Source organism: Methylobacterium sp. UNCCL125 (assembly GCF_900116795.1).
Lineage (GTDB): Bacteria > Pseudomonadota > Alphaproteobacteria > Rhizobiales > Beijerinckiaceae > Methylobacterium > Methylobacterium fujisawaense.
Window position 1 is genome coordinate 230634 of sequence record NZ_FPBW01000003.1, and the last position, 19005, is coordinate 249638.

The window sequence follows — 19005 nt, forward strand, 5'->3', positions numbered from 1 at the left end:
GAAGCTGATCGGAGCTACTCCACGATGTCTGTTCGTTCTTTTCTAACCGCGGGTGTGGTCTTCGGTGGCCTTCTGGCCGGAACCGTCGCGTCGCAGGCCGCGCCGGCGATGGCGCAGCCCGGTCTGACGGGATCTGATATGGTCGAGACCGTTGCGATGCATCGGCATTACCGCATGCACCGCCATCACTCGGCCCGGCACCACCGCCGGATGCGGCGCATGAACACGATGCGCCACGGCGACCCGAATGCCCGCAATCCGTCGCGCCCCGGCTACCAGCAGCAGCTCGGCAACACCACGGGCGGCCCGCGCCACTGAGTTCCCAATGGCGCTCGGACCCGCGCTGCGTGCGTCGGATCCGGGCGCCATCCACCGGCGATACGCCTTCTCCCCAGCTGCGTCGGCTTGATCGGCCTGATTCGCCGTCGACGCTCTGCTAAGAGGCGGCATGGCCCGAACCGCCGTCCGCCCCGCCGCCGATACGACGCCCATGCCCGGTCTGGACCCGGCCGGCGCCACGCCGATGATGGCGCAATACATCGAGATCAAGGCTGCGAATCCGGACTGCCTCCTGTTCTACAGGATGGGCGACTTCTACGAGCTGTTCTTCGAGGATGCGGAGATCGCGTCCCGGGCGCTCGGCATCGTCCTGACGAAGCGCGGCAAGCACGCGGGCAGCGAAATCCCGATGTGCGGCGTGCCGGTCGACCGGTCCGACGACTATCTGAATCGCCTCATCGCCCTCGGTCACCGGGTGGCGGTCTGCGAGCAGACCGAGGATCCGGCCGAGGCCAAGAAGCGTGGGCCGAAATCCGTGGTCCGCCGCGAGGTCGTGCGGCTCGTCACCCCCGGCACGATCACCGAGGATCGGCTCCTCGACCCGGCCCGGGCGAATCTGCTCCTGGCGATCGGCCGCCGGAAGACCGGGGAGGGTGCCGTCGCCTACGGCCTCGCCGCGGTGGACATCTCCACCGGCCGCTTCTCCCTGAGCGAGGTCGCGGGCGGCGACCTGTCCGGTGCCATCGCCCGGCACGACCCGCGGGAGATCGTCCTGTCGGAGGCGATCCACGCCGATCCGGCCCTCGCGCGAATCTGGCAGGAGAGCCGCGCCGCGATCGTGCCCCTGGCCCAGGCCGAGCTTGAGCCCGCGGCCGCCGAACGTCGCCTGCGCGAGCAATACGGAGTCTCGACCCTGGAGGGGTTCGGCCAGTTCACCCGGGCCGAGATCGCGGCGGCCGGGGCCGCGCTGCTCTACATCGCCCGCACGCAGCTCGCCGCGCGACCCCCGCTCTCGGTTCCGACCCGCGAGGATGGCGGCGCGACCCTGGCGATCGATGCGGCGACGCGCGCCAATCTCGAACTCACCCGCACCCTGTCGGGCGAGCGGACGGGAAGTCTGCTCGCCACGATCGACCGGACCGTAACGGCAAATGGTGCCCGGCTGCTGGCCGAGCACTTGGCCGGCCCGCTCACCCATCTCGACGCCATTACCCGGCGGCACGCGGCGGTGGCCCATCTGGTCGAGGACGGCCGCCTGCGCGGCAGCCTGCGCGACGCCCTTGCGCGGGCCCCCGACCTCGCCCGGGCGCTGTCGCGAACCGGCCTCGGCCGTGCGGGACCGCGCGACCTCGCGGCCATCCGCGACGGCCTCGCCGTGGCGGCGGATCTCGGCGCCCGACTCGCTGCGATTCCCGACCTCCCGGAGGATCTCGCCCGGCTCGCCGAGCACTTGGCGGAGGCCAACCCGGATCTCATCGCCACCCTGGCGGCGGCGCTGGCCGACGATCTGCCGCTGAGCCGGCGCGACGGCGGCTTCGTGCGGGCGGGCTATCATCCGGAGATCGACGAGGCGCGAACTTTGGGCCAGGATTCCCGCAAGGTGATTGCCGCCTTGCAGGCGCGCTACGCCGAGCAGACCGGCTGCCGGACCCTACGGATCAAGCACAACAACCTCCTGGGCTTTTTCATCGAGGTTCCGCAATCCGTCGGCGAGGCCTGCCTGAAGGGTCTCCAGAGCGAGTTCGTCCACCGCCAGACCATGGTGGACGCCATGCGCTTCACCAGCGTCGAACTGGGCGAACTCGAGTCGAAGATCTCGGGCGCCTCCGACCGGGCGCTCGCCCTGGAAGCGGCCGTCTTCGACGACCTCGCGGCCCGCGTCTTGGCTCAGGCCGAGGCCATCGCCGAGGTGGCCGAGGCCCTCGCGGGTCTCGATGTGGCGGCGAGCCACGCCGAACTCGCCGTCGAACTCGACTGGCGCCGGCCCGTCGTCGATGAGTCCTTGAGCTTCGTCGTGGTCGGCGGGCGCCATCCGGTGGTCGAGGCGGCACTGCGCCGGGCGGGCGAGCCGTTCATCGCCAATGATTGCGACCTGTCGGGCGATACCCGCGGGCGGATCCGCCTGATCACCGGCCCGAACATGGGCGGCAAATCGACCTTCCTGCGCCAGAACGCGCTGATCGCCGTGCTCGCCCAGATGGGCGCCTTCGTGCCGGCTGCGGACGCGCGCATCGGCCGGGTCGACCGGCTGTTCTCCCGGGTCGGCGCCGCGGACGACCTCGCCCGTGGCCAGTCGACGTTCATGGTCGAGATGGTCGAGACCGCCGCGATCCTGAATCAGGCGACCCGGCGCTCCCTGGTGATCCTGGACGAGATCGGCCGCGGCACCGCGACCTTCGACGGCCTGTCGATCGCCTGGGCGTGCCTGGAGCATCTCCACGAGGTGAATGCCTGTCGGGCGCTCTTCGCGACGCATTTCCACGAGTTGACCGCCCTCGGTGACCGGCTGGCGCGGCTGGACAATGCGACCCTGAAGGTGGCCGAGCATCGGGACGGCGTCGTGTTTCTGCACGAGGTCGTGCCCGGCGTCGCCGAGCGCAGCTACGGTCTGCAGGTGGCGCGGCTCGCAGGTCTGCCGGGCAGCGTCGTGACCCGGGCCGGGGCGATCCTCAAGAGTCTCGAGAAGGCCGAGATGGGCCGCCCCGCCCGCGCGCGGATCGACGACCTGCCGCTCTTTGCCGCCCTCGCGCCACCACCGCCGCCGGAGCCGCCGCAGGAGGACCCGCTGGGTGCGCTCCTCGACGCCATCGACCCCGACGCCCTGACGCCGCGGGAAGCGCTGGATGCGCTCTACCGGTTGAAGCGCGAGCGAGCGACGCGAAGCTGAGACGGCGAAGCCCCGTAGCGACGCGCCTCGACGCGCGTCAGACGGGCGCGGGCGAGAACCCGTCCGGACAGGCCGGCCCGTGGCGACCGGCCCGGCGATCGGCCACGTAGTCGAGGGTGCTGGCCACGACGCGCTCGGAATAGGGTTTCGCGATCACGCCGATCGCCCCGGCGAAATCCGCCGGAATGCGCTTGGCGTTGGCGGTCATGAACACCACCGTGGTGCGTCGGTCGGCCGAGAGCGCCCTGGCGACGTCGATTCCGGTCGGACCGTCGACGAGGTGGATGTCCACGAGCGCAACGTCGGGCGCGGTGGAGCGGCCCATGGCGATCGCCTCGGTGGCGTTGCCGGCGACACCGACCGTGACATGCCCGAGATCGTCCAGCAGGCATTCCAGCTCGAGGGCGATCAGGGCCTCGTCCTCCACCACGAGGATGCGGAGCGCGGCGGCGTTCCCGGTCCCCATGCGTTCATCGTCCTCCGGCCCCGTGGCCGCCGAGCTTGAAGCCTGCACGTCGATTTCTCAAGCCGGCTGCTGGAGCGGGATATCGATGTCGACGGTCGTGCCCGGACCGGCATCCGCCCAGGCGATGGTCCCGCGCATCTGCCGGACCACCATCTCCACCAGATTTCGCCCGAAGCCGGCCGGATTCGGAGCCGCCGCGGCGACACCGACGCCGTCGTCGCGGATCGTCATATGCATCCCTCTCTCGGTGCGGCGGGCGACGATCGACACGCGTCCCTCCCGCTCGCCCGGGAAGGCGTGGCGCAGGGCGTTTGCCGTGAGTTCGTGGATCATCAGGGCCAGGGGCGCCGCCATCGCGGCAGCTACGGCGATCGACTCGACGTCGGCCTCGACCCGGCGCCGCTCCGGATCCAGGCCGGCATTCATGTCGGCCAGGAACTCGGCCGCGAAGTCGCCGAGGTTGAAATGCGTGCAGTCGCCCTCGGAATACAGCATCCGATGGGCTGTCGAGAGCGCGCCGATCCGCTCGGCCATGCCTTGGAGCGCGTCCCGCGCCTCGCCCTCGGGCGTTCGCCGGGCCTTCAGCAGCATCAGCGAGGAAATCACCTGAAGATTGTTCTTAACCCGGTGATCAACCTCGTGCAGCAGGGCCGTCTTCTGCTCAAGGGCGGTGGTCAGATCCTGGGTCCGCGCGTTGACGAGGCGCTCCAGCTCGTCGTTGGTGCCGCGCATCGACACTTCCATCTGGTGGACATAGGTCATGTCCGCCTGGGCGGCATAGAAGAAGGCGAGACCCTCGGCGTCGTTCACCGGCGTGATGGTCATCGCGTTCCAGAAGGTCGTCCCGTCCTTCCGGTAGTTGAGCAGCTCGACGGAGATCGGCTCCGCGGCCTGTACGGCCGAGCGGATCCGCTCGACCGTGAAACGGTCGGTGGCCGGACCCTGCAGCATCCGGCAGTTGCGCCCGACGATCTCGTCAGCGGTGTAGCCTGTCACCTGCAGGAATGCGTCGTTCGCCCAGGCGATCGGGTTGTCCGGAGCGCGGGCATCGGTGATCACCATGGGCGACGGGCTGCGCGCGAACGCGTCGACGAGCGTCGCCAACGGCGGAGCGGACTCGGATCGGAGACTCAACGCATCATTCCACGACTGGGCGGCGTGCCCGTTCGTCCGGCGGCGCCTCCAACACGCCGCGATCCGTGGGACGTGGACACCGCGTTAAGCAAGCTTCTACCAAGATTGAGGCGCAACACATCACGATCCAGCGAAAACCGGTGCGGCGTAAGGCTGCCACGATTTCGCGAGATCAAGGCCACGAAGGCTCAGGAGTTCCATGCCATGGCGAACCAGCCACAGGCGATGCGTCGCTTCCGGCTCCGCGACATCGTCGAGGACCGGCGGATCGTGCTCATGCTGGCTCTCGGATTCTCCTCGGGCCTGCCGCTGCTCCTGGTCCTCGGCACCTTCACGCTCCGCCTCGCCTTCTCGGACATCGACGTGCGGGCGATCGGCCTGTTCAGCTACGTGGCGCTGCCTTACTCGCTGAAGTTCCTCTGGGCGCCCGCGATCGACAGGCTGAACGTTCCGGTGCTGAGTGCCCGCCTCGGGCGCCGCCGGGCCTGGATGGTGACCACGCAGGCCGCGGTCGCCCTGTGCCTGACCCTGATGGCCTTCTCGGATCCGAAGACCAACCTCGCGCTCCTGGGACTCGGGGCCTTCCTGGTGGCCTTCTGCGCGGCGAGCCAGGATGTGGTGATCGACGGCTGGCGCATCGACGCCGCCGGCAGCGACTTCCAGGGTATCCTGGCGGCGACCTCGAACCTCGGTTACCGCCTCGGCCTGATCACCGCCGGCGCGGGCGCGCTGTTCATCGCCTCGGCGGGGGGCTGGACGCTGGCCTACCTGATCATGGCGGCGCTCATGCTGGTCGGGATGATCGCCGCCCTGCTGGCCCCGGCCTTCGACAGGCCTCGCACGGTTCAGGCGGAGACGCCCGGCCGCTCCCGGTTCTGGTCGATGCGCCGCGCCGTGCTGGAGCCGCTCACCGAGCTGCACGGCCGGTTCGGCGGCGCGCTCTGGGGCATCCTCCTGCTCGTGGCCTTGTTCCGGCTCCCCGATTTCCTGTCCGGCGTGATGGCGAGCCCGCTCTACCGGACGCTGGGCTTCGACCTGAAGGAGATCGCCACCGTCACCAAGCTCTACGGCATCTGGGTCGGCATCGCGGGCGGGTTCGCGGGCGGATGGGCCCTGGCCCGGCTCGGCCTGTTCCCCACGCTGCTGCTGGGCGCCTTCCTGGCCGCGTCCTCGCACCTCGCCTTCGCGTGGCTGGCGGCCGGCGCGCCCGAGATCTGGCGCCTGACGGTCGCCATCTCGATCGAGAATTTCTGCGGCTCCTTCGCCGGCATCGTGCTCATCGCCTACATGTCGAGCCTCACCAGCCCGGCCTACGCGGCGACGCAGTACGCGCTGTTCTCCTCGCTCTACGCGCTGCCGGGCAAGCTGATCGCGGGCTCGTCGGGTTTCGTGGTCGCGGCGATCGGCTATCCGGCCTTCTTCGTCATGACCTCCCTCGTGGGTATCCCGGTCCTGGTGCTCTGCGTCGCGGTCGGGCGCAGGACCGGGCAGGCGGAGGCCGCGGCGGCACCGGCGCGGGATGCGCAGGAGGCGGGGAACCGCATCCCGGGGCCCGAGCTTCCTACCACGGCGCGCGCGCCAGGGGCGGCGTGAGCACGACAGATCCAGGGATTCACGGATGAGCACGAGCGACCTCACCTTAGCCGGCGAGACGCTGCCGGCGGCGACTCCAGAAAAGACGCTGAGCGACGCGGACCTCGCCGCCCTGCGCCGCGCCGTGCAGGTGCTGGAGCGTCCGAGCCTCGCGGGGCGGCTCTCCGCGGCGGCCGGCGCGCCCCTCGACATCATCGGCCGATCGCTGCCGGCTCCGGTCACCGAAGCCGTCAGCCGCAGCACCGAGGCGGCCATGCGGGGGGCGCTGCGCGTCGCCCTGGCGACGCTGCCGCGCCGGGAACTCGTTCCGGCCGAAGGGGAGGGCCTCGGTTCCGTCGCCGCCAAGGCCGAGAGCCGGTTCGCGCAGCTCCTCGGCTCGGGCGACGCCAAGCACAAGGCGATGGCGGCACTGTCCGGCGCGGTCGGAGGCGCGTTCGGCCTCGCGACGCTGGCCGTCGAGCTTCCGGTCTCGACCACGCTGATGCTGCGCTCCATCGCCGAGATCGCCCGGGAGGAAGGCGAGGATCTCGAGACCCCCGAGGGGGCGCTCGCCTGCGTCCAGGTCTTCGCCCTCGGCGGCCGGGCCACGGCAGAGACCGAGGCGGGCGCGGCGCTCACCGAGAGCGGCTATTTCGCCGTCCGCGCGGCCCTGGCCAAGACGCTGTCGGAGGCGGCTCGCTATGCCGGCAGCAAGACGCTCCTCGACCAGTCGGCCCCGGCGCTGATCCGCTTCACAGCACAGATCGCCGCGCGCTTCGGTCTGGTCGTGTCCCAGAAGGTCGCCGCGCAGGCGGTGCCGATCCTCGGCGCCTTCGGCGGGGCGGCGGTCAACACGGCCTTCATGAACCATTTCCAGTCGGCCGCCCGCGCGCATTTCACGGTGCGGCGCCTGGAGCGGTCCTACGGGGCCGCCACGGTGCGGGCCGCTTACGAAGTCGAGAAGGCGGCCCTCGGGATCGCTTGATCCGCCCACGGCAAAGCCGCAAGGATCCGCGCCATCCGCACGGGGCGGAGAAACGGAGGCGGCTCTGATCGGCAACGGCGAGATGGTGGCCCGGCTGGCGCTGGCGGCCCTGTTCGGCAGCGTGATCGGCCTGGAGCGCGAGCGCCTGCTCTGGGCCGCAGGCCTGCGGACCCACATGCTGGTCTGTGTCGGCTCCTGCCTGATCATGCTGGTCTCGGCCTTCGGATTCGCCGACGTGCTGGGCACCGCCCACGTGGTGCTCGACCCCTCCCGAATAGCCGCGCAGGTGGTCTCCGGCATCGGCTTCCTCGGAGCGGGGACGATCCTGCTGCGCGGCGAGGTGGTGAAGGGTCTCACCACGGCGGCCAGTCTCTGGGGGGTGGCCGCGATCGGGCTGGCGATCGGCAGCGGCCTCTACGTGCCGGCCCTGGCCGCGACGGCACTCATCGTCGGCATCCTGGCGGGTGTGAAGCCCTTCGAGCAGCGCTGGCGCGACCGGATGCGCGCCCAGACCCTCCGGCTGACCGCCCGAAAAGGCGCGATGTCGCTCGACACCGTGCAGGCGGCGACGGGCGAGCGGGCCTCACGGGTCCGGACCTTCACGGTCCATCCGGGTCCTGATTCGGACCACGAGGAGGTGACGATCACGTTCGTGCGTCTGTCCCGGACGAGCTTCGAGGCCATCGCGGCAAAGCTTCGGGCGATGCCCGATGTCGCGTCGGTGGAGGTGGCCGAGGACTGATCGTGCCCGACGCTGCCCCTCGATCATGAGAACAGCGACGTGACTCGAAGGCGCGCGACGAGAGCCCCCAGGGAAAGCCTGGGCTGAGGCGACTCAGGCCGCCCCGGCGCCCTCGCCGTCGAGGAACAGGCGGTAGGCCGGGTTCTCGGTCTCGTCGGTGGCCGGGTAACCGAGGGCGTCGATGGCGGCGTCGAACCGGGCGCGCTCGGGCGGCGGCACCGCGATCCCGGCGAGCACCCGGCCGTAATCGGCGCCGTGGTTGCGGTAGTGGAACAGCGTGATGTCGAAATCCGGCCCGAGGGCGTCGAGGAACTTCATCAGCGCACCGGGCCGCTCCGGGAATTGGAAGCGGAACAGCCGCTCGTGCGCGACCCCGACGGCACGGCCGCCGACCATGTAGCGGACATGGACCTTGGCCATCTCGTTGTCGCTCATGTCGAGGACGCGATAGCCGGCCTCGCGCAGCGAAGCGATCAGCGCCTGCTTCTCGCGCTTGCCGCCGCTGACGTTGATGCCGACGAAGATCTGCGCCTCCGAGCCCGGCGCATGGCGGTAGTTGAATTCCGTGATCGCCCGCGGTCCGAGGGCGTTGATGAAGGCGCGGTAGGCGCCGGGGCGCTCGGGGATCGTCACGCCGATCAGGACCTCGCGCTGCTCGCCGATCTCGGCGCGCTCGGCGATGTGGCGCAGGCGGTCGAAATTCAGGTTCGCCCCCGAGGAGATGGCGATCAGCGTGCCGTCACCGCCCTCGCGCTCGGCATACAGCTTGGCGCCGGCGAGGCTCAGCGCCCCGGAGGGTTCCGACACCGCGCGGGTGTCGTCGAAGATGTCCTTGATCGCCGCGCACATGGCATCGGTATCGACGGTGATGACCTCGTCGAGATGCGCGCGGCAGAGCCGGAAGGTCTCCTCGCCGGCCTGACGCACGGCGACGCCGTCGGCGAACAGGCCGACACTGGGCAGGCTGACCCGCGTATCGGCCGCCAGTGCCGCGGCCATGCAGGCGGCGTCCTCCGGCTCGACACCGATCACCTTGGTGCCCGGCCGCAGATACTTCACGAAGGTGGCGACGCCGGCAGCGAGGCCGCCGCCACCCACCGGCACGAAGATCGCCTCGATCGCGCCGGTATGCTGCTCCAGGATCTCCTTGCCGATGGTGCCCTGGCCGGCGATCACGTCGGGATCGTCGAAGGGGTGCAGGAAGGTCAGGCCCTGTTCGGCCTCGAGGGTCTTGGCCTGCGCGAGCGCCTCGTCGAAGGCGTCGCCGTGCAGCACGACCTCGGCCCCCCGGGCCCGGCAGGCATCGACCTTGATCGACGGGGTGGTGCGCGGCATCACGATCACGGCGCGCGCGCCGAGCTTGGCGGCGGCCAGCGCCACGCCCTGCGCGTGGTTGCCCGCCGAGGCGCAGACGACGCCGCGGGCGATCTGGTCCGGACTCAGGCCGGACATCTTGTTGTAGGCGCCGCGCAGCTTGAACGAGAAGACCGGCTGGAGATCCTCGCGCTTCAGCAGGACCGGCCGCCCGAGCCGCTGCGTCAGCCGGGGCATCGGGTCGAGTGGGCTCTCGATCGCCACGTCGTAGACGCGGGCGGTGAGGATCTTGCGGATGTAGTCCGTCACGGTGTGGAGTCTCGGCCGATGCGCGGGGCTGTGCCGGCCAGATAGACCCTCCGGCCCGCGGATGCGAGCGCGCCCACGCGCGGCAGGTCAGCCCAGCCGCTCGACCAGCGCCGCCACCCACACGAGCAGCGCCGCCATCTGGGCCATGAAGGTGCCGGCGGAGGCGAGGTCCTTCACCGTACCGATCATCGGGTGATGCCCCGGATGGACGTGGTCGCAGAGCTTCTCGACGGCGGTGTTGAGGAATTCGGCGGCCAGCATCAGCAGCAGGCTGACCATCAGGGCGACCCGCACCCAGAGTGTCGCGCCGAGGAACAGGGCGACCGGCACGCCGAGAGCCAGGAGCAGGAGTTCCTGCCGCACGGCCCGCTCGGTGCGCGCGCCGTGGCGCAGGCCGCGCCAAGAATTCAGAAAGGCGAGAACCAGGGCGTTCATCGGATGGCGGTCTCCGGCACGGACCGGCTGATCCACTTGGCGAGCAGCGGACCGGTGAGCAGCACCACGAACAGGCGCAGGGTCTGGACCGCCAGCACGAAGGAGACGTCCGCCTTCGAGCCGACGGCGATGATCGCCACCGAATCGAGGCCGCCGGGACTCGTGGCGAGGACTGCGGTGAGCAGGTCGATGGGCAGCAGCAGCGTCAGCCCCCAGCCCCAGGCCGCGCAGAGGGCGATGACCGAGAAGGTCGCCGCCAGGATGCCGGGCAGGGCGGTGAATGTCAGGCGCAGCGTCTCCCGGGTGAAGCGCAGGCCGACATAGATGCCGATGCAGGCATAGGCGAGTTCGAGGAGGGGCACCGGCAGCGCCATGCGCACGAGCCCGGTGGCGTGGAGGAGGCTGCCGAGCACCATCGGGCCGACCTGCGCGCCGGCCGGCACCCGCAGGGCGAGCGCCGCGCCCGCGCCCACGATGGCGACGGCCAGCGTCGCGAAGACGGAGAGCGGACCGGTCACCTCGGCGACGCCAGCCGAGGCCCCGGGAACCGGCGTCTCCATCAGGAAGCGGGCGGCCAGCGAGGCCGAGAACACCACGGCCGCGACGCGCACGTATTGCATGAAGGCCACGAGGCGCGGATCGGCACCGAAATCTTCGGCCATGGCGACCATGGCGGAGGCGCCGCCGGGGGACGATCCCCAAGCCGCGGTGGTCCCGGGCAGCACGCGCAGGCGGGTCAGGATCCAGCCGACCAAGCCGCTGACCGCGACGGTGACCAGCACGACCGCGACGATGAGCGGCCCGTCCTCCACCAGGGTCTGGGCGATCTGCCCGGTGACCGCATGCGCCACGAGGCAGCCGATCGCCGCCTGGGAGGCCTGGAAGGCGGCCCGGGGTACGCGGAGGCGCGAACCGCCGACCCCGAACGCGATGGCCGCGATCATCGGCCCGAGCAGCAACGCGGCCGGGAACTGCGCCTGCATCAGGCCGTATGAGACGGCCGCGGACGCGGCGGCGAGGGCGGCCCAGAGGCCGAGGATGCGGAGAGAGAGCAAGGCGACCGATCGGGAGAGGCCCGCTTCAGACGGCAGGCGTCAGGCGCGCGCTATAGCGCAATATTGGCCCTGTCACGGCAGAGTTTCGACACGGCCGCCCCGCGCAATCGTCAGGGCTCGTGGGTCAGGGCGGCGAAGGCGGTGTCGAGGCGTGCCCGGGCGTCGGCCAGGCCCTTGCGGCGGTCATCGCGCCATGCGCGATCGGCCTCAAGCCGCTCCCGGGCGCGGGCCAGCATGCGCCGGACCTCAGCGGGCTGCGGGCCGCCGAGGCCCGCAGCCGCGTCGATCATGCCCCGGGCCGACAAGGCCGCCCGGAAACGCGCCTCGTCGAGGGGCAGGTCCGGCTTCAGGCCCGTCCCGGCGGCGGCCTCGGCGTAGATCCGCCGCACCTCCGCGAACGGGAGATCGGCGGGCCGCAGATCGTGGCTGCGGCCGTAGCTCACCAGCTCGGAGGCGAAGTGGTGGCCGAGCCGGAACGGCACGTCCGCCTCGCGCTGAAGCGTGTCGGCGAGTTCCGTGGTGGTCGAATAGTCGGCGGCGACCTCGTCGGCGGCCCGCGCCCGGTCCACGACCAGCCCGTCGAGGACGCGGGTCCAGCGCCGGCACAGCTCGGCGGCCTCGGCGAGCGTCCGGCCCGGCGGCTCGGCCTGGTTGCGCTTGTAGTCCGGCATCCCGGAATCGACGTTGTGCGCCATGATGACGAAGGCCTGCGCGGCCCCGACCACGTCGCTCGCCTTCATGCGCAGGCCGTAGAGGGCGACGGGATTGCGCTTCTGCGGCATGATGCTGCTCGGCCCGGTCAGCGCCCCCTCCCGCAGCAGGATCCACGGCCGGGTCTGGTGATACTGGGCGTAGAGGTCCTGCGCGAAGCTGCCGGCCGTGGTGGCGAGTGTCGCGGAAAGCCCGGTCAATTCCAGGCCCATATCCATCGGCGCGAGCTGGCCGGCATCGTAGCTGTTCTCCACGGGCGCATCGAATCCGAGCAGCTCGGCCAGGCGCTTGCGGTCCACCGGGAAGCTCGACGTCCCGAGGGCGGCCGCGCCCAGGGGTGACAGGTTGAGCCGCGCCCAGGCCTCGCGGAGGCGCTGCGCATCGCGGGCAAGGACGGCCGCGTAGCCGAGATAGAGGTGGCCGAGCGTCGTTGGCTGGGCCTGCACGCCGTTTGTATAGGCCGGGACGATCGTGTTGGCCTCGCGGTCGGCCACGGCCAGCAAGGCCCCCCGGGTCTCGTCCAGGGCTTGGGCGAGGGCGAGGAGGCGGTCGCGCTGCTCAAGCTTCAGCACCGTCGGGATGATGTCCTGGCGGCTGCGCCCCGAATGCATCCGGGTGGCCTCCGGGCCAGCAATGGCGGTGATCAGCGGCTCGATCCGGAGATAGTCGTCCGGCCGTTCCGCGCCGGGCTTGGCGGCGTCGGCGGCGACCTGATCGAGCGCGCGGGCGATGGTCGCGGCCAGGGGGCGCGGGACGATACCGGTCTCGGCTGTCATCACCAGGGAGGCCCGGTTGATCTGATCGATCCGGGCGAAGCTGTCCGTCGGCGCGGCGTGGGCGCCGAGGGGGGCGAGCAGCGCCAGAATTGCCCCGATCATCCTGCGCCGCATCGGCCCGTTCCCCATGCCCTGATCAGTCCTGATAGACGCGCCAAGCGCGACCGTCTTCATCACAGCGGGGCCAGGTGCCCGCGACACCGCCGCTCACGCCACAGCGTCGTCGCCCCGGCAGGCCGTGGTTCCGGGCGGCGCGTGCGCCCGGAAGAAGGCGGCGAGGTTCGCCAGTCCCGCGGCGCGGGGATCGCTCGCCCGCCAGACCAGCGCGATGGTCCGGCCGGGACCGTCGACATCGAAGGCCCGGGTGACCGTCAGGCCGCTGGGATCGGGGCTGGCGGGCACCGCGAGGGCCGGAAGCAGCGTGTAGCCGGCGCCGGCGGCCACCATCGAGCGAAGCGTCTCCAGGCTGGTGGCATGGCGGCCGACCGACGAGCCGGCGCCGCAGGCCGCGATCGTCTGGTCGCGCAGGCAGTTGCCCTCATCGAGCAGCAGCAGGTCCGGCCCTGCGATCTCGGTCGCCGAGAGCGCGCCGCCCCGGGCCAGGGCGTGCTCGGCCGGGCAGGCGAGCCAGAACGGCTCGACGAAGAGCGGCGAGACCGCGAGACCGTTGGAGGGCAGCGGAAGCGAGACCAGGGCCGCGTCGATGCGGCCGTCGCGCAGGCCCTCGACGATGTCGGCGGTCCGCGATTCCGACAGAGAGAGCGTCAGCAGCGGGTACTGCTCGCGCAGCGGTCGCAGCACCAGCGGGAAGAAGTAGGGACCGAGCGTCTGGATCGCCGCCAGGATGAGGCGCCCGGTGAGCGGCGAGCCGCGGCCCTCCCTGGCGAGGGCCAGCAGCCGCTGCGCCTCCGCCAGGACGACGCGTGCCTGCCGGATGATGGCTTGGCCCGATTCGGTCAGCAGGATCCGCCGGTTCGACCGCTCGAACAAAGTCAGGCCGAGCGCGGTTTCCAGCTTGCGGATCTGCACGCTCAGCGTCGGCTGGCTGACATTGCAGCGTTCGGCGGCCCGGCCGAAATGCCCCTCGTCGGCCACCGCGACGACATATTCGAGATCCCGGAGGGAGAGGCCAGCCAGATTCATAGGCTGTATCTATCAGAACCTTTGTGACGATGCATTTGCCTCGAGGTCATGCCGGGGTCATAACCTTTTTCCAGAACGGTTCCAGGCTGGCCTCGGCCTCCGAGAGCCTTCGCTGAACGGAGAGACGATACGCATGAGCGATCAACGCCCGATCCTGACCACCCGCCAGGGCCATCCGGTCCGGGACAACCAGAGCACCCGGACGGTCGGTGAGCGCGGCCCGGCGACGCTCGAGAACTACCAGTTCATCGAGAAGATCACGCACTTCGACCGCGAGCGTATCCCCGAGCGCGTCGTCCACGCCCGCGGCGCCGGTGCCCACGGCTGGTTCGAGGCCTACGGCAAGATCGGCGACGAGCCGGCCTCCAAGTACACCCGCGCCCGCGTGCTCACCGAGACCGGCGTGAAGACGCCGATGTTCGTGCGCTTCTCCACCGTCGCCGGCGCCAAGGAGAGCCCGGAGACCGAGCGCGACCCGCGCGGCTTCGCGGTGAAGTTCAAGACCGTCGACGGCAATTGGGACCTCGTGGGCAACAACCTCAAGGTCTTCTTCATCCGCGACGCGATCAAGTTCCCCGACATGATCCACGCGTTCAAGCCGGATCCGGTGACGAACCGCCAGGAGGCGTGGCGCTTCTTCGACTTCGTGGCCCAGCACCCCGAGTCGATCCACATGGTGACGCACCTGAAGTCGCCCTGGGGCATCCCGGCCAATTACCGCGAGATGGAAGGCTCGGGCGTCAACACCTACAAGCTGGTCAACGACCAGGGCGAGGCGGTGCTCTGCAAGTTCCACTGGATCCCCAAGCAGGGCGTCCGGAACCTGACTTCGCAGCAGGCCTCAGAGATCCAGGCCAAGGATGTCGGCCACGCGACCCGCGACCTGTACGACAACATCAAGGCCGGCAACTTCCCCGAGTGGGAATTCGCCGTGCAGATCATGCCGGACGGCCCGAACGACCACCTGTCGTTCGACCCGCTGGACGACACGAAGCTGTGGCCGGTGGACCAGTTCCCGCTGCTGCCCTGCGGCCGGATGGTGCTCGACCGCGTGCCGGACAACTTCTTCGCTGAGGTCGAGCAGTCGGCCTTCGGCACCGGCGTCCTCGTCGACGGCGTCGACTTCTCGGACGACAAGATGCTGCAGGGCCGGACGCTGTCCTACTCCGACACGCAGCGCTACCGAGTCGGGGCCAACTACCTCCAGTTGCCGATCAACGCGCCGCAGCCCGGCGTGAAGGTCTACTCGAACCAGCGCGACGGCCAGATGGCCTACACGGTGGACGGGACGGGCCCGAACAAGCACATCAACTACGAGCCCTCGACCCTGGCCGAAGGCCTGCGCGAGGCGCCGAAGCCCGCCAAGGACTATCACCAGCCGGTCCAGGGCAATCTCGGCCGCTACCAGACCTCGCGCACCGAGGACGACTACACGCAGGCCGGCGTGCGCTACCGCTCCTTCGCGGATTGGGAGCGCGACGACCTGATCGCCAACCTCGTCGCCGACATGAAGCAGTGCCCGGAGCCGATCCAGCTGCGGATGGTCTGGCACTTCTGGCACGCCGACGAGGATTACGGCCGCCGCGTCGCCGAGGGCGCCGGGATCGACCTGGAGAAGGCCAAGGCGCTTCCGCCGCTGCCGGGGCGCGCCGCTCCCGGCAAGCGCCTGCAGTCCGAGACCTACACGGACGGGTCGCAGGCCCACCGGGTCGCCGCGGAGTAAGCGTCGCGGGTCCGCCGCCCATCGAAGCCCCGCGCGGTCATCCGGCCGCGCGGGGTTCTTGTTTGAACCTCCGGCGGGGACGGCGATGGCGAGTGTCGTGCATCGAGGGCTTGGCCCGAACGCCGTCATCGGCGGCATGCGGATCTTCTATCTGGCGCGCAGCGACGAGACGGCCGACGCCATGGGTGTCTATCGGGTCGAGATGGATCCACGGACGCCGGGAGCCGGGCTGCACCGCCACGCCCGGTTGACCGAGACCTTCTCGGTCGAGGCGGGCCGGCTCGCCCTTCATGTCGACGGCGCGGATCACGACCTCGGGCCGGGCGACTTCGCGCTGATCCCGCCCGGCATTGCCCACGCCTTCGCCAATCGCAGCGACCGGCCGGTGCGCTTCACGCTGAGCTTCGCGCCGGCGCTGGGCCGCGAAGGCTTCTTCGAGGGGCTGGCCCGGCTGGCCGCGGCGGGGCGTCTCTCGGATCGGGCGGCAATGGCCGACCTGATGGCGCGCTACGATCAGGAACCGCTGGCCGGTTTCGCGGCCTGGAGCGAGGTCAGCGGCTGAGCCGCAATGTTCCGCGCCTGGGGTTCGCCCGCGCAGACCTTGCGGTCGCGGCCGGCGGCTTGACCGATCAGGATCGCCGCGACGGCGATGGCGACGAACAGGGCACCCGGCACGCCCCAGCCGCCCGTGGCCTCATGGGCCAGGCCGAAGACCAGCGGCCCCAGGCAGGCGCCCGTATAGCCGATGCCCTGCGCCATGGCCGAGAGTCCTGCGGCGCTCGCCGCGTCGGCGGCGCGCAGGACGATCAGGGTGAGACCCAGGCCGAAGCAGCCCCCGATCCCGAAGCCGAGTGCGCCGGCGGCGGGAATACGCAAGGATTCCGCGCCGAAGGCGAGGACCAGGAACGCCACGGCGGTGAGGCCCGGGATGGCGACGATCCAGGCCCGCTGATCGCGGGCGCGGGCGGCCAGCATGGCGGTCAGGAGCGCGCCGGGCGCCTGAACCAGGGTTGTCAACGAGGCGTAAAGCCCTGCATCCAGCGGCGTGAGACCACGGCCCTGCAGCAGCAGCGGCAGCCAGCCGAACAGGATGTAGGCGAGCGACGATTGCAGGCCCATGAAGCCCGTCACCCACCACGCCAGCGGGTCGCGGAGCAACCGCCCGGCGGAGGGCGCGGCGGTCGAGGTCGTCCGGCGGGCGAAGGGGATCCACACGAAGGCGGCAGCGAGCGCCGGCAGGGACCAGATCGCCAGGGCGGAAGGCCAGCCGCCCCCGAGGGCGTGCTCCACCGGCACCGCCGCCCCGGCGCCCGCGGCCGCGCCGAGGCACAGGGTCATCGTGTAGAGGCCGGTCATCAGGCCGCCGCTGGCAGCGAAATCACGCTTCACCAGAGCCGGCAGCAGGACGTTGTCGAGGCCGATCCCGATCGCGGCCAGCGCCGTTCCGGCGAAGAGCGGCACGAGACCGCCCAGGCCGCGAAGCGCCAAGCCGGCGACCAGGATCGTCGAGCCCGCGAGCACGGCGAGGTCGGGCCCGATCCGGCGGATCAGCGGCGCGGCCACCGCACAGGCGATGCCCAGGCACAGGACCGGCAGCGTGGTGAGGATGGCGGCGCCCCCGGCACCGAGGCCCGTCCCGTCCCGGATCGTCGCCAGCAGGGGGCCGACCGTGCTGAGCGCCGGACGCAGGTTGAACGCCACCAGCATCAGCGCGAGTCCGAGCAGGAACCGATTCGCGGTGGCGCGCTCCGCGCTCACGGCCGCCGCCGCGCGACCACGGCACCGCCGAGGCAGGCGGCGAGCATCAGCGCGAAGGCGGCATCGCCGAACCGACCGTAGAGCGTGCCGCCGACGATGCGTGCGGGCAGATCTGCGTCGAGCCACGTCTCCTCGTCCAGCCGGGTGCGGGCGACGATGCGGCCATGCGGATCGATCACGGCGGAAATCCCGGTGTTGGCATCCCGCACGAGGGGCATTCCCTCCTCGACGGCGCGCAGGCGCGCCTGGGCGAGGTGCTGGCGCGGACCGGGCGTGTCGCCGAACCACGCGTCGTTGGTGACGTTCAGGATCAGCCCCGGCGGCTGCGGCGACGGCGCAGCACGCCCGGCCGGTAGGATCGCGCCCGGGAAGATCGCTTCGTAGCAGATGGTCGCCGCCACCGGCGGCAGACCCGGAACCGCCAGGATCCGCTGCCCGGCGAGCGTCCCGGCCGAGAACCCGCCGGGTATCGCCACGAACTGGCGCAACCCCACGGCCCGCAGGGCGGCGTCGAGGGGCGCCGGAAGGTACTCTCCGAAGGGGACGAGGTGGACCTTGTCGTAGCTGTCGGAGATCTTGCCGTCGGACCCGATCACCATGACGGCGTTGAAGTAGCGCAGGCGCTCGCCCGGCAGCGGCTCCTCGGCGCGGGCCGCGCCGGTGATCAGCTCCTGCCCAGGCTTCAGCCCCGCCGCGACCTTGGCCAGGGCGTCGGGATCGCGCTGGATGAGGAACGGGAAGGCGGATTCCGGCCAGACGATGTGGGTCGGCTCCGGCGCTCCGGCCTCCGTCGGACGCTGGCTCAGCTCGATGTAGCGGTCGACGATGTCGGTCCGGTTCTCCGGCCTGAACTTGGCATCCTGAGGCAGGTTGGGCTGGACGAGTCGCAGCCGGACACCGGCCACCACCGGATCGGGCGGGCCGAGACGCTCGGCCCCGTAGAGCGCCAGGCCGGCGAGCAGGATGGCGGCCGCGGCGCTCGGCCCGAACCGGCCGCGGAGCCCCCCGCCGTTGGCGAGGGTCGCGGGTGCGGCGCAGACGAGCACGGCCAGGATGCACAGGCCGTAGAGCCCGATCACGGCAGCCCATTGCATCAGCCAGAGATTCTGGGCCAGCGCCATCCCGAGGGTGTTCCAGGGAAAGCCCGTGAACACGTGGCCGCGCAGCCAGTCGGCGGCGCCGAGCCCGAAGGCGAGGGCGGCGATCCGCGCCGCGCCCCGGCTCCACAGCAGGCCCGCGGCGCCGAACCCGGCGCCGTAGAACAGGCCGAGGGCGAAGGGCAGACCGACCACGCCCAAGGGCAGGGCCCAGAGGAACTCGTCGGCCTCCACCAGGAAGGCCTGGCCCAGCCACCAGAGTCCGGCGGTGAGGTAGCCGAAGCCCCAGGCCCATCCGACCAGGAAGCAGGGCCAGAACCGCCGGAGGGTGGTCCGCCCGGAGGCGGCCCCGTCCTGCAGCCAGACCGCGACTGTCAGGGACAGGGCAAGGGCCGGCAGGATCCCGTAGGGCGGCATGGCCAGCGCGCCGAGCGCGCCCGCGAACCACGCCAGCCCGAGGCGGCGCCAGCCGGTCAGATGCGTGATCGCCAGCACGGCGCCCGGCACATGCGCGCGCTCCGGATCGGGCAGGGGATCCCGCATCGGCCCGCGCATGGATGCACCGGCCGCTGCGGGCGACCGGGCGAAACCGTCCGCCAGACCCGTCACGCCACGACCG

At 71.1% G+C, this 19005-nt stretch carries 16 protein-coding genes; 7 read left to right on the top strand and 9 right to left on the bottom strand.

All coding sequences use genetic code 11. From position 1 onward, the window contains the following. Positions 1 to 24: 24 nt before the first annotated feature. Together BM396_RS02990 and mutS are read left to right on the top strand one after the other, a co-directional pair. Positions 25 to 318, top strand: a complete 294-nt coding sequence (locus BM396_RS02990; protein WP_043356526.1) for a hypothetical protein — start codon at positions 25 to 27, stop codon at positions 316 to 318. Between the two features lie 130 nt (positions 319 to 448). Beyond that, positions 449 to 3166 carry a DNA mismatch repair protein MutS gene (mutS, locus tag BM396_RS02995; protein WP_043383346.1) on the top strand — a complete coding sequence of 906 codons (2718 nt, stop codon included), beginning with the start codon at positions 449 to 451 and terminating at the stop codon, positions 3164 to 3166. Positions 3167 to 3203: 37 nt separating this feature from the next. On the opposite strand, the gene BM396_RS03000 is transcribed toward mutS, so the two are convergent. Continuing rightward, positions 3204 to 3632 (bottom strand): response regulator, encoded by a 429-nt coding sequence (locus tag BM396_RS03000; protein WP_043356529.1) that lies wholly within the window; start codon positions 3630 to 3632, stop codon positions 3204 to 3206. 57 nt (positions 3633 to 3689) lie between these two features. Beyond that, positions 3690 to 4736, bottom strand: coding sequence for a histidine kinase dimerization/phosphoacceptor domain -containing protein (locus BM396_RS03005; protein ID WP_043356531.1), 1047 nt, complete (start codon positions 4734 to 4736; stop codon positions 3690 to 3692). Between the two features lie 234 nt (positions 4737 to 4970). Between BM396_RS03005 and BM396_RS03010 the strand changes: the two genes are divergently transcribed. The 3 genes from BM396_RS03010 to BM396_RS03020 all read left to right on the top strand — a co-directional run bounded on the left by BM396_RS03010 (position 4971) and on the right by BM396_RS03020 (position 8065). After that, positions 4971 to 6359, top strand: a complete 1389-nt coding sequence (locus tag BM396_RS03010; RefSeq protein ID WP_043383348.1) for an AmpG family muropeptide MFS transporter — start codon at positions 4971 to 4973, stop codon at positions 6357 to 6359. 25 nt (positions 6360 to 6384) lie between these two features. Beyond that, on the top strand, positions 6385 to 7323 hold the full coding sequence (locus BM396_RS03015; protein ID WP_043383350.1) for an EcsC family protein: 939 nt from the start codon (positions 6385 to 6387) through the stop codon (positions 7321 to 7323). Between the two features lie 82 nt (positions 7324 to 7405). After that, positions 7406 to 8065, top strand: a complete 660-nt coding sequence (locus BM396_RS03020; protein WP_081948678.1) for an MgtC/SapB family protein — start codon at positions 7406 to 7408, stop codon at positions 8063 to 8065. Positions 8066 to 8158: 93 nt separating this feature from the next. Here the strand turns inward: BM396_RS03020 and ilvA are convergent, their stop codons facing one another. From ilvA to BM396_RS03045, 5 genes are all read right to left on the bottom strand, one after another. Continuing rightward, on the bottom strand, positions 8159 to 9751 hold the full coding sequence (ilvA, locus tag BM396_RS03025) for a threonine ammonia-lyase, biosynthetic (protein ID WP_075379635.1): 1593 nt from the start codon (positions 9749 to 9751) through the stop codon (positions 8159 to 8161). Positions 9752 to 9775: 24 nt separating this feature from the next. Beyond that, positions 9776 to 10123: a diacylglycerol kinase gene (locus BM396_RS03030; protein WP_043356538.1), complete on the bottom strand. Its 348-nt coding sequence runs from the start codon at positions 10121 to 10123 to the stop codon at positions 9776 to 9778. Continuing rightward, positions 10120 to 11178: an AbrB family transcriptional regulator gene (locus BM396_RS03035; RefSeq protein ID WP_043383361.1), complete on the bottom strand. Its 1059-nt coding sequence runs from the start codon at positions 11176 to 11178 to the stop codon at positions 10120 to 10122. Before BM396_RS03035 ends, BM396_RS03030 begins: the two co-directional genes overlap by 4 nt. A 110-nt stretch (positions 11179 to 11288) precedes the next feature. Further along, positions 11289 to 12779: an argininosuccinate lyase gene (locus BM396_RS03040; RefSeq protein ID WP_043383384.1), complete on the bottom strand. Its 1491-nt coding sequence runs from the start codon at positions 12777 to 12779 to the stop codon at positions 11289 to 11291. 93 nt (positions 12780 to 12872) lie between these two features. Beyond that, positions 12873 to 13808, bottom strand: a complete 936-nt coding sequence (locus BM396_RS03045; RefSeq protein ID WP_043383364.1) for a LysR substrate-binding domain-containing protein — start codon at positions 13806 to 13808, stop codon at positions 12873 to 12875. A gap of 133 nt (positions 13809 to 13941) precedes the next feature. Here BM396_RS03045 and BM396_RS03050 point away from each other — a divergent pair, with 133 nt between their 5' ends. Both BM396_RS03050 and BM396_RS03055 read left to right on the top strand, forming a co-directional pair. Further along, positions 13942 to 15531 carry a catalase gene (locus BM396_RS03050; RefSeq protein WP_043356544.1) on the top strand — a complete coding sequence of 530 codons (1590 nt, stop codon included), beginning with the start codon at positions 13942 to 13944 and terminating at the stop codon, positions 15529 to 15531. Positions 15532 to 15616: 85 nt separating this feature from the next. After that, entirely contained in the window at positions 15617 to 16093 is a 477-nt protein-coding gene (locus tag BM396_RS03055) for a cupin domain-containing protein (RefSeq protein WP_043356545.1), read from the top strand. On the opposite strand, the gene BM396_RS03060 is transcribed toward BM396_RS03055, so the two are convergent. Continuing rightward, positions 16045 to 17289, bottom strand: a complete 1245-nt coding sequence (locus tag BM396_RS03060) for an MFS transporter (protein ID WP_043383942.1) — start codon at positions 17287 to 17289, stop codon at positions 16045 to 16047. The genes BM396_RS03055 and BM396_RS03060 overlap by 49 nt on opposite strands. After that, on the bottom strand, positions 17286 to 18929 hold the full coding sequence (lnt, locus tag BM396_RS03065; protein ID WP_244538796.1) for an apolipoprotein N-acyltransferase: 1644 nt from the start codon (positions 18927 to 18929) through the stop codon (positions 17286 to 17288). Before lnt ends, BM396_RS03060 begins: the two co-directional genes overlap by 4 nt. Between the last annotated feature and the right edge of the window lie 76 nt (positions 18930 to 19005).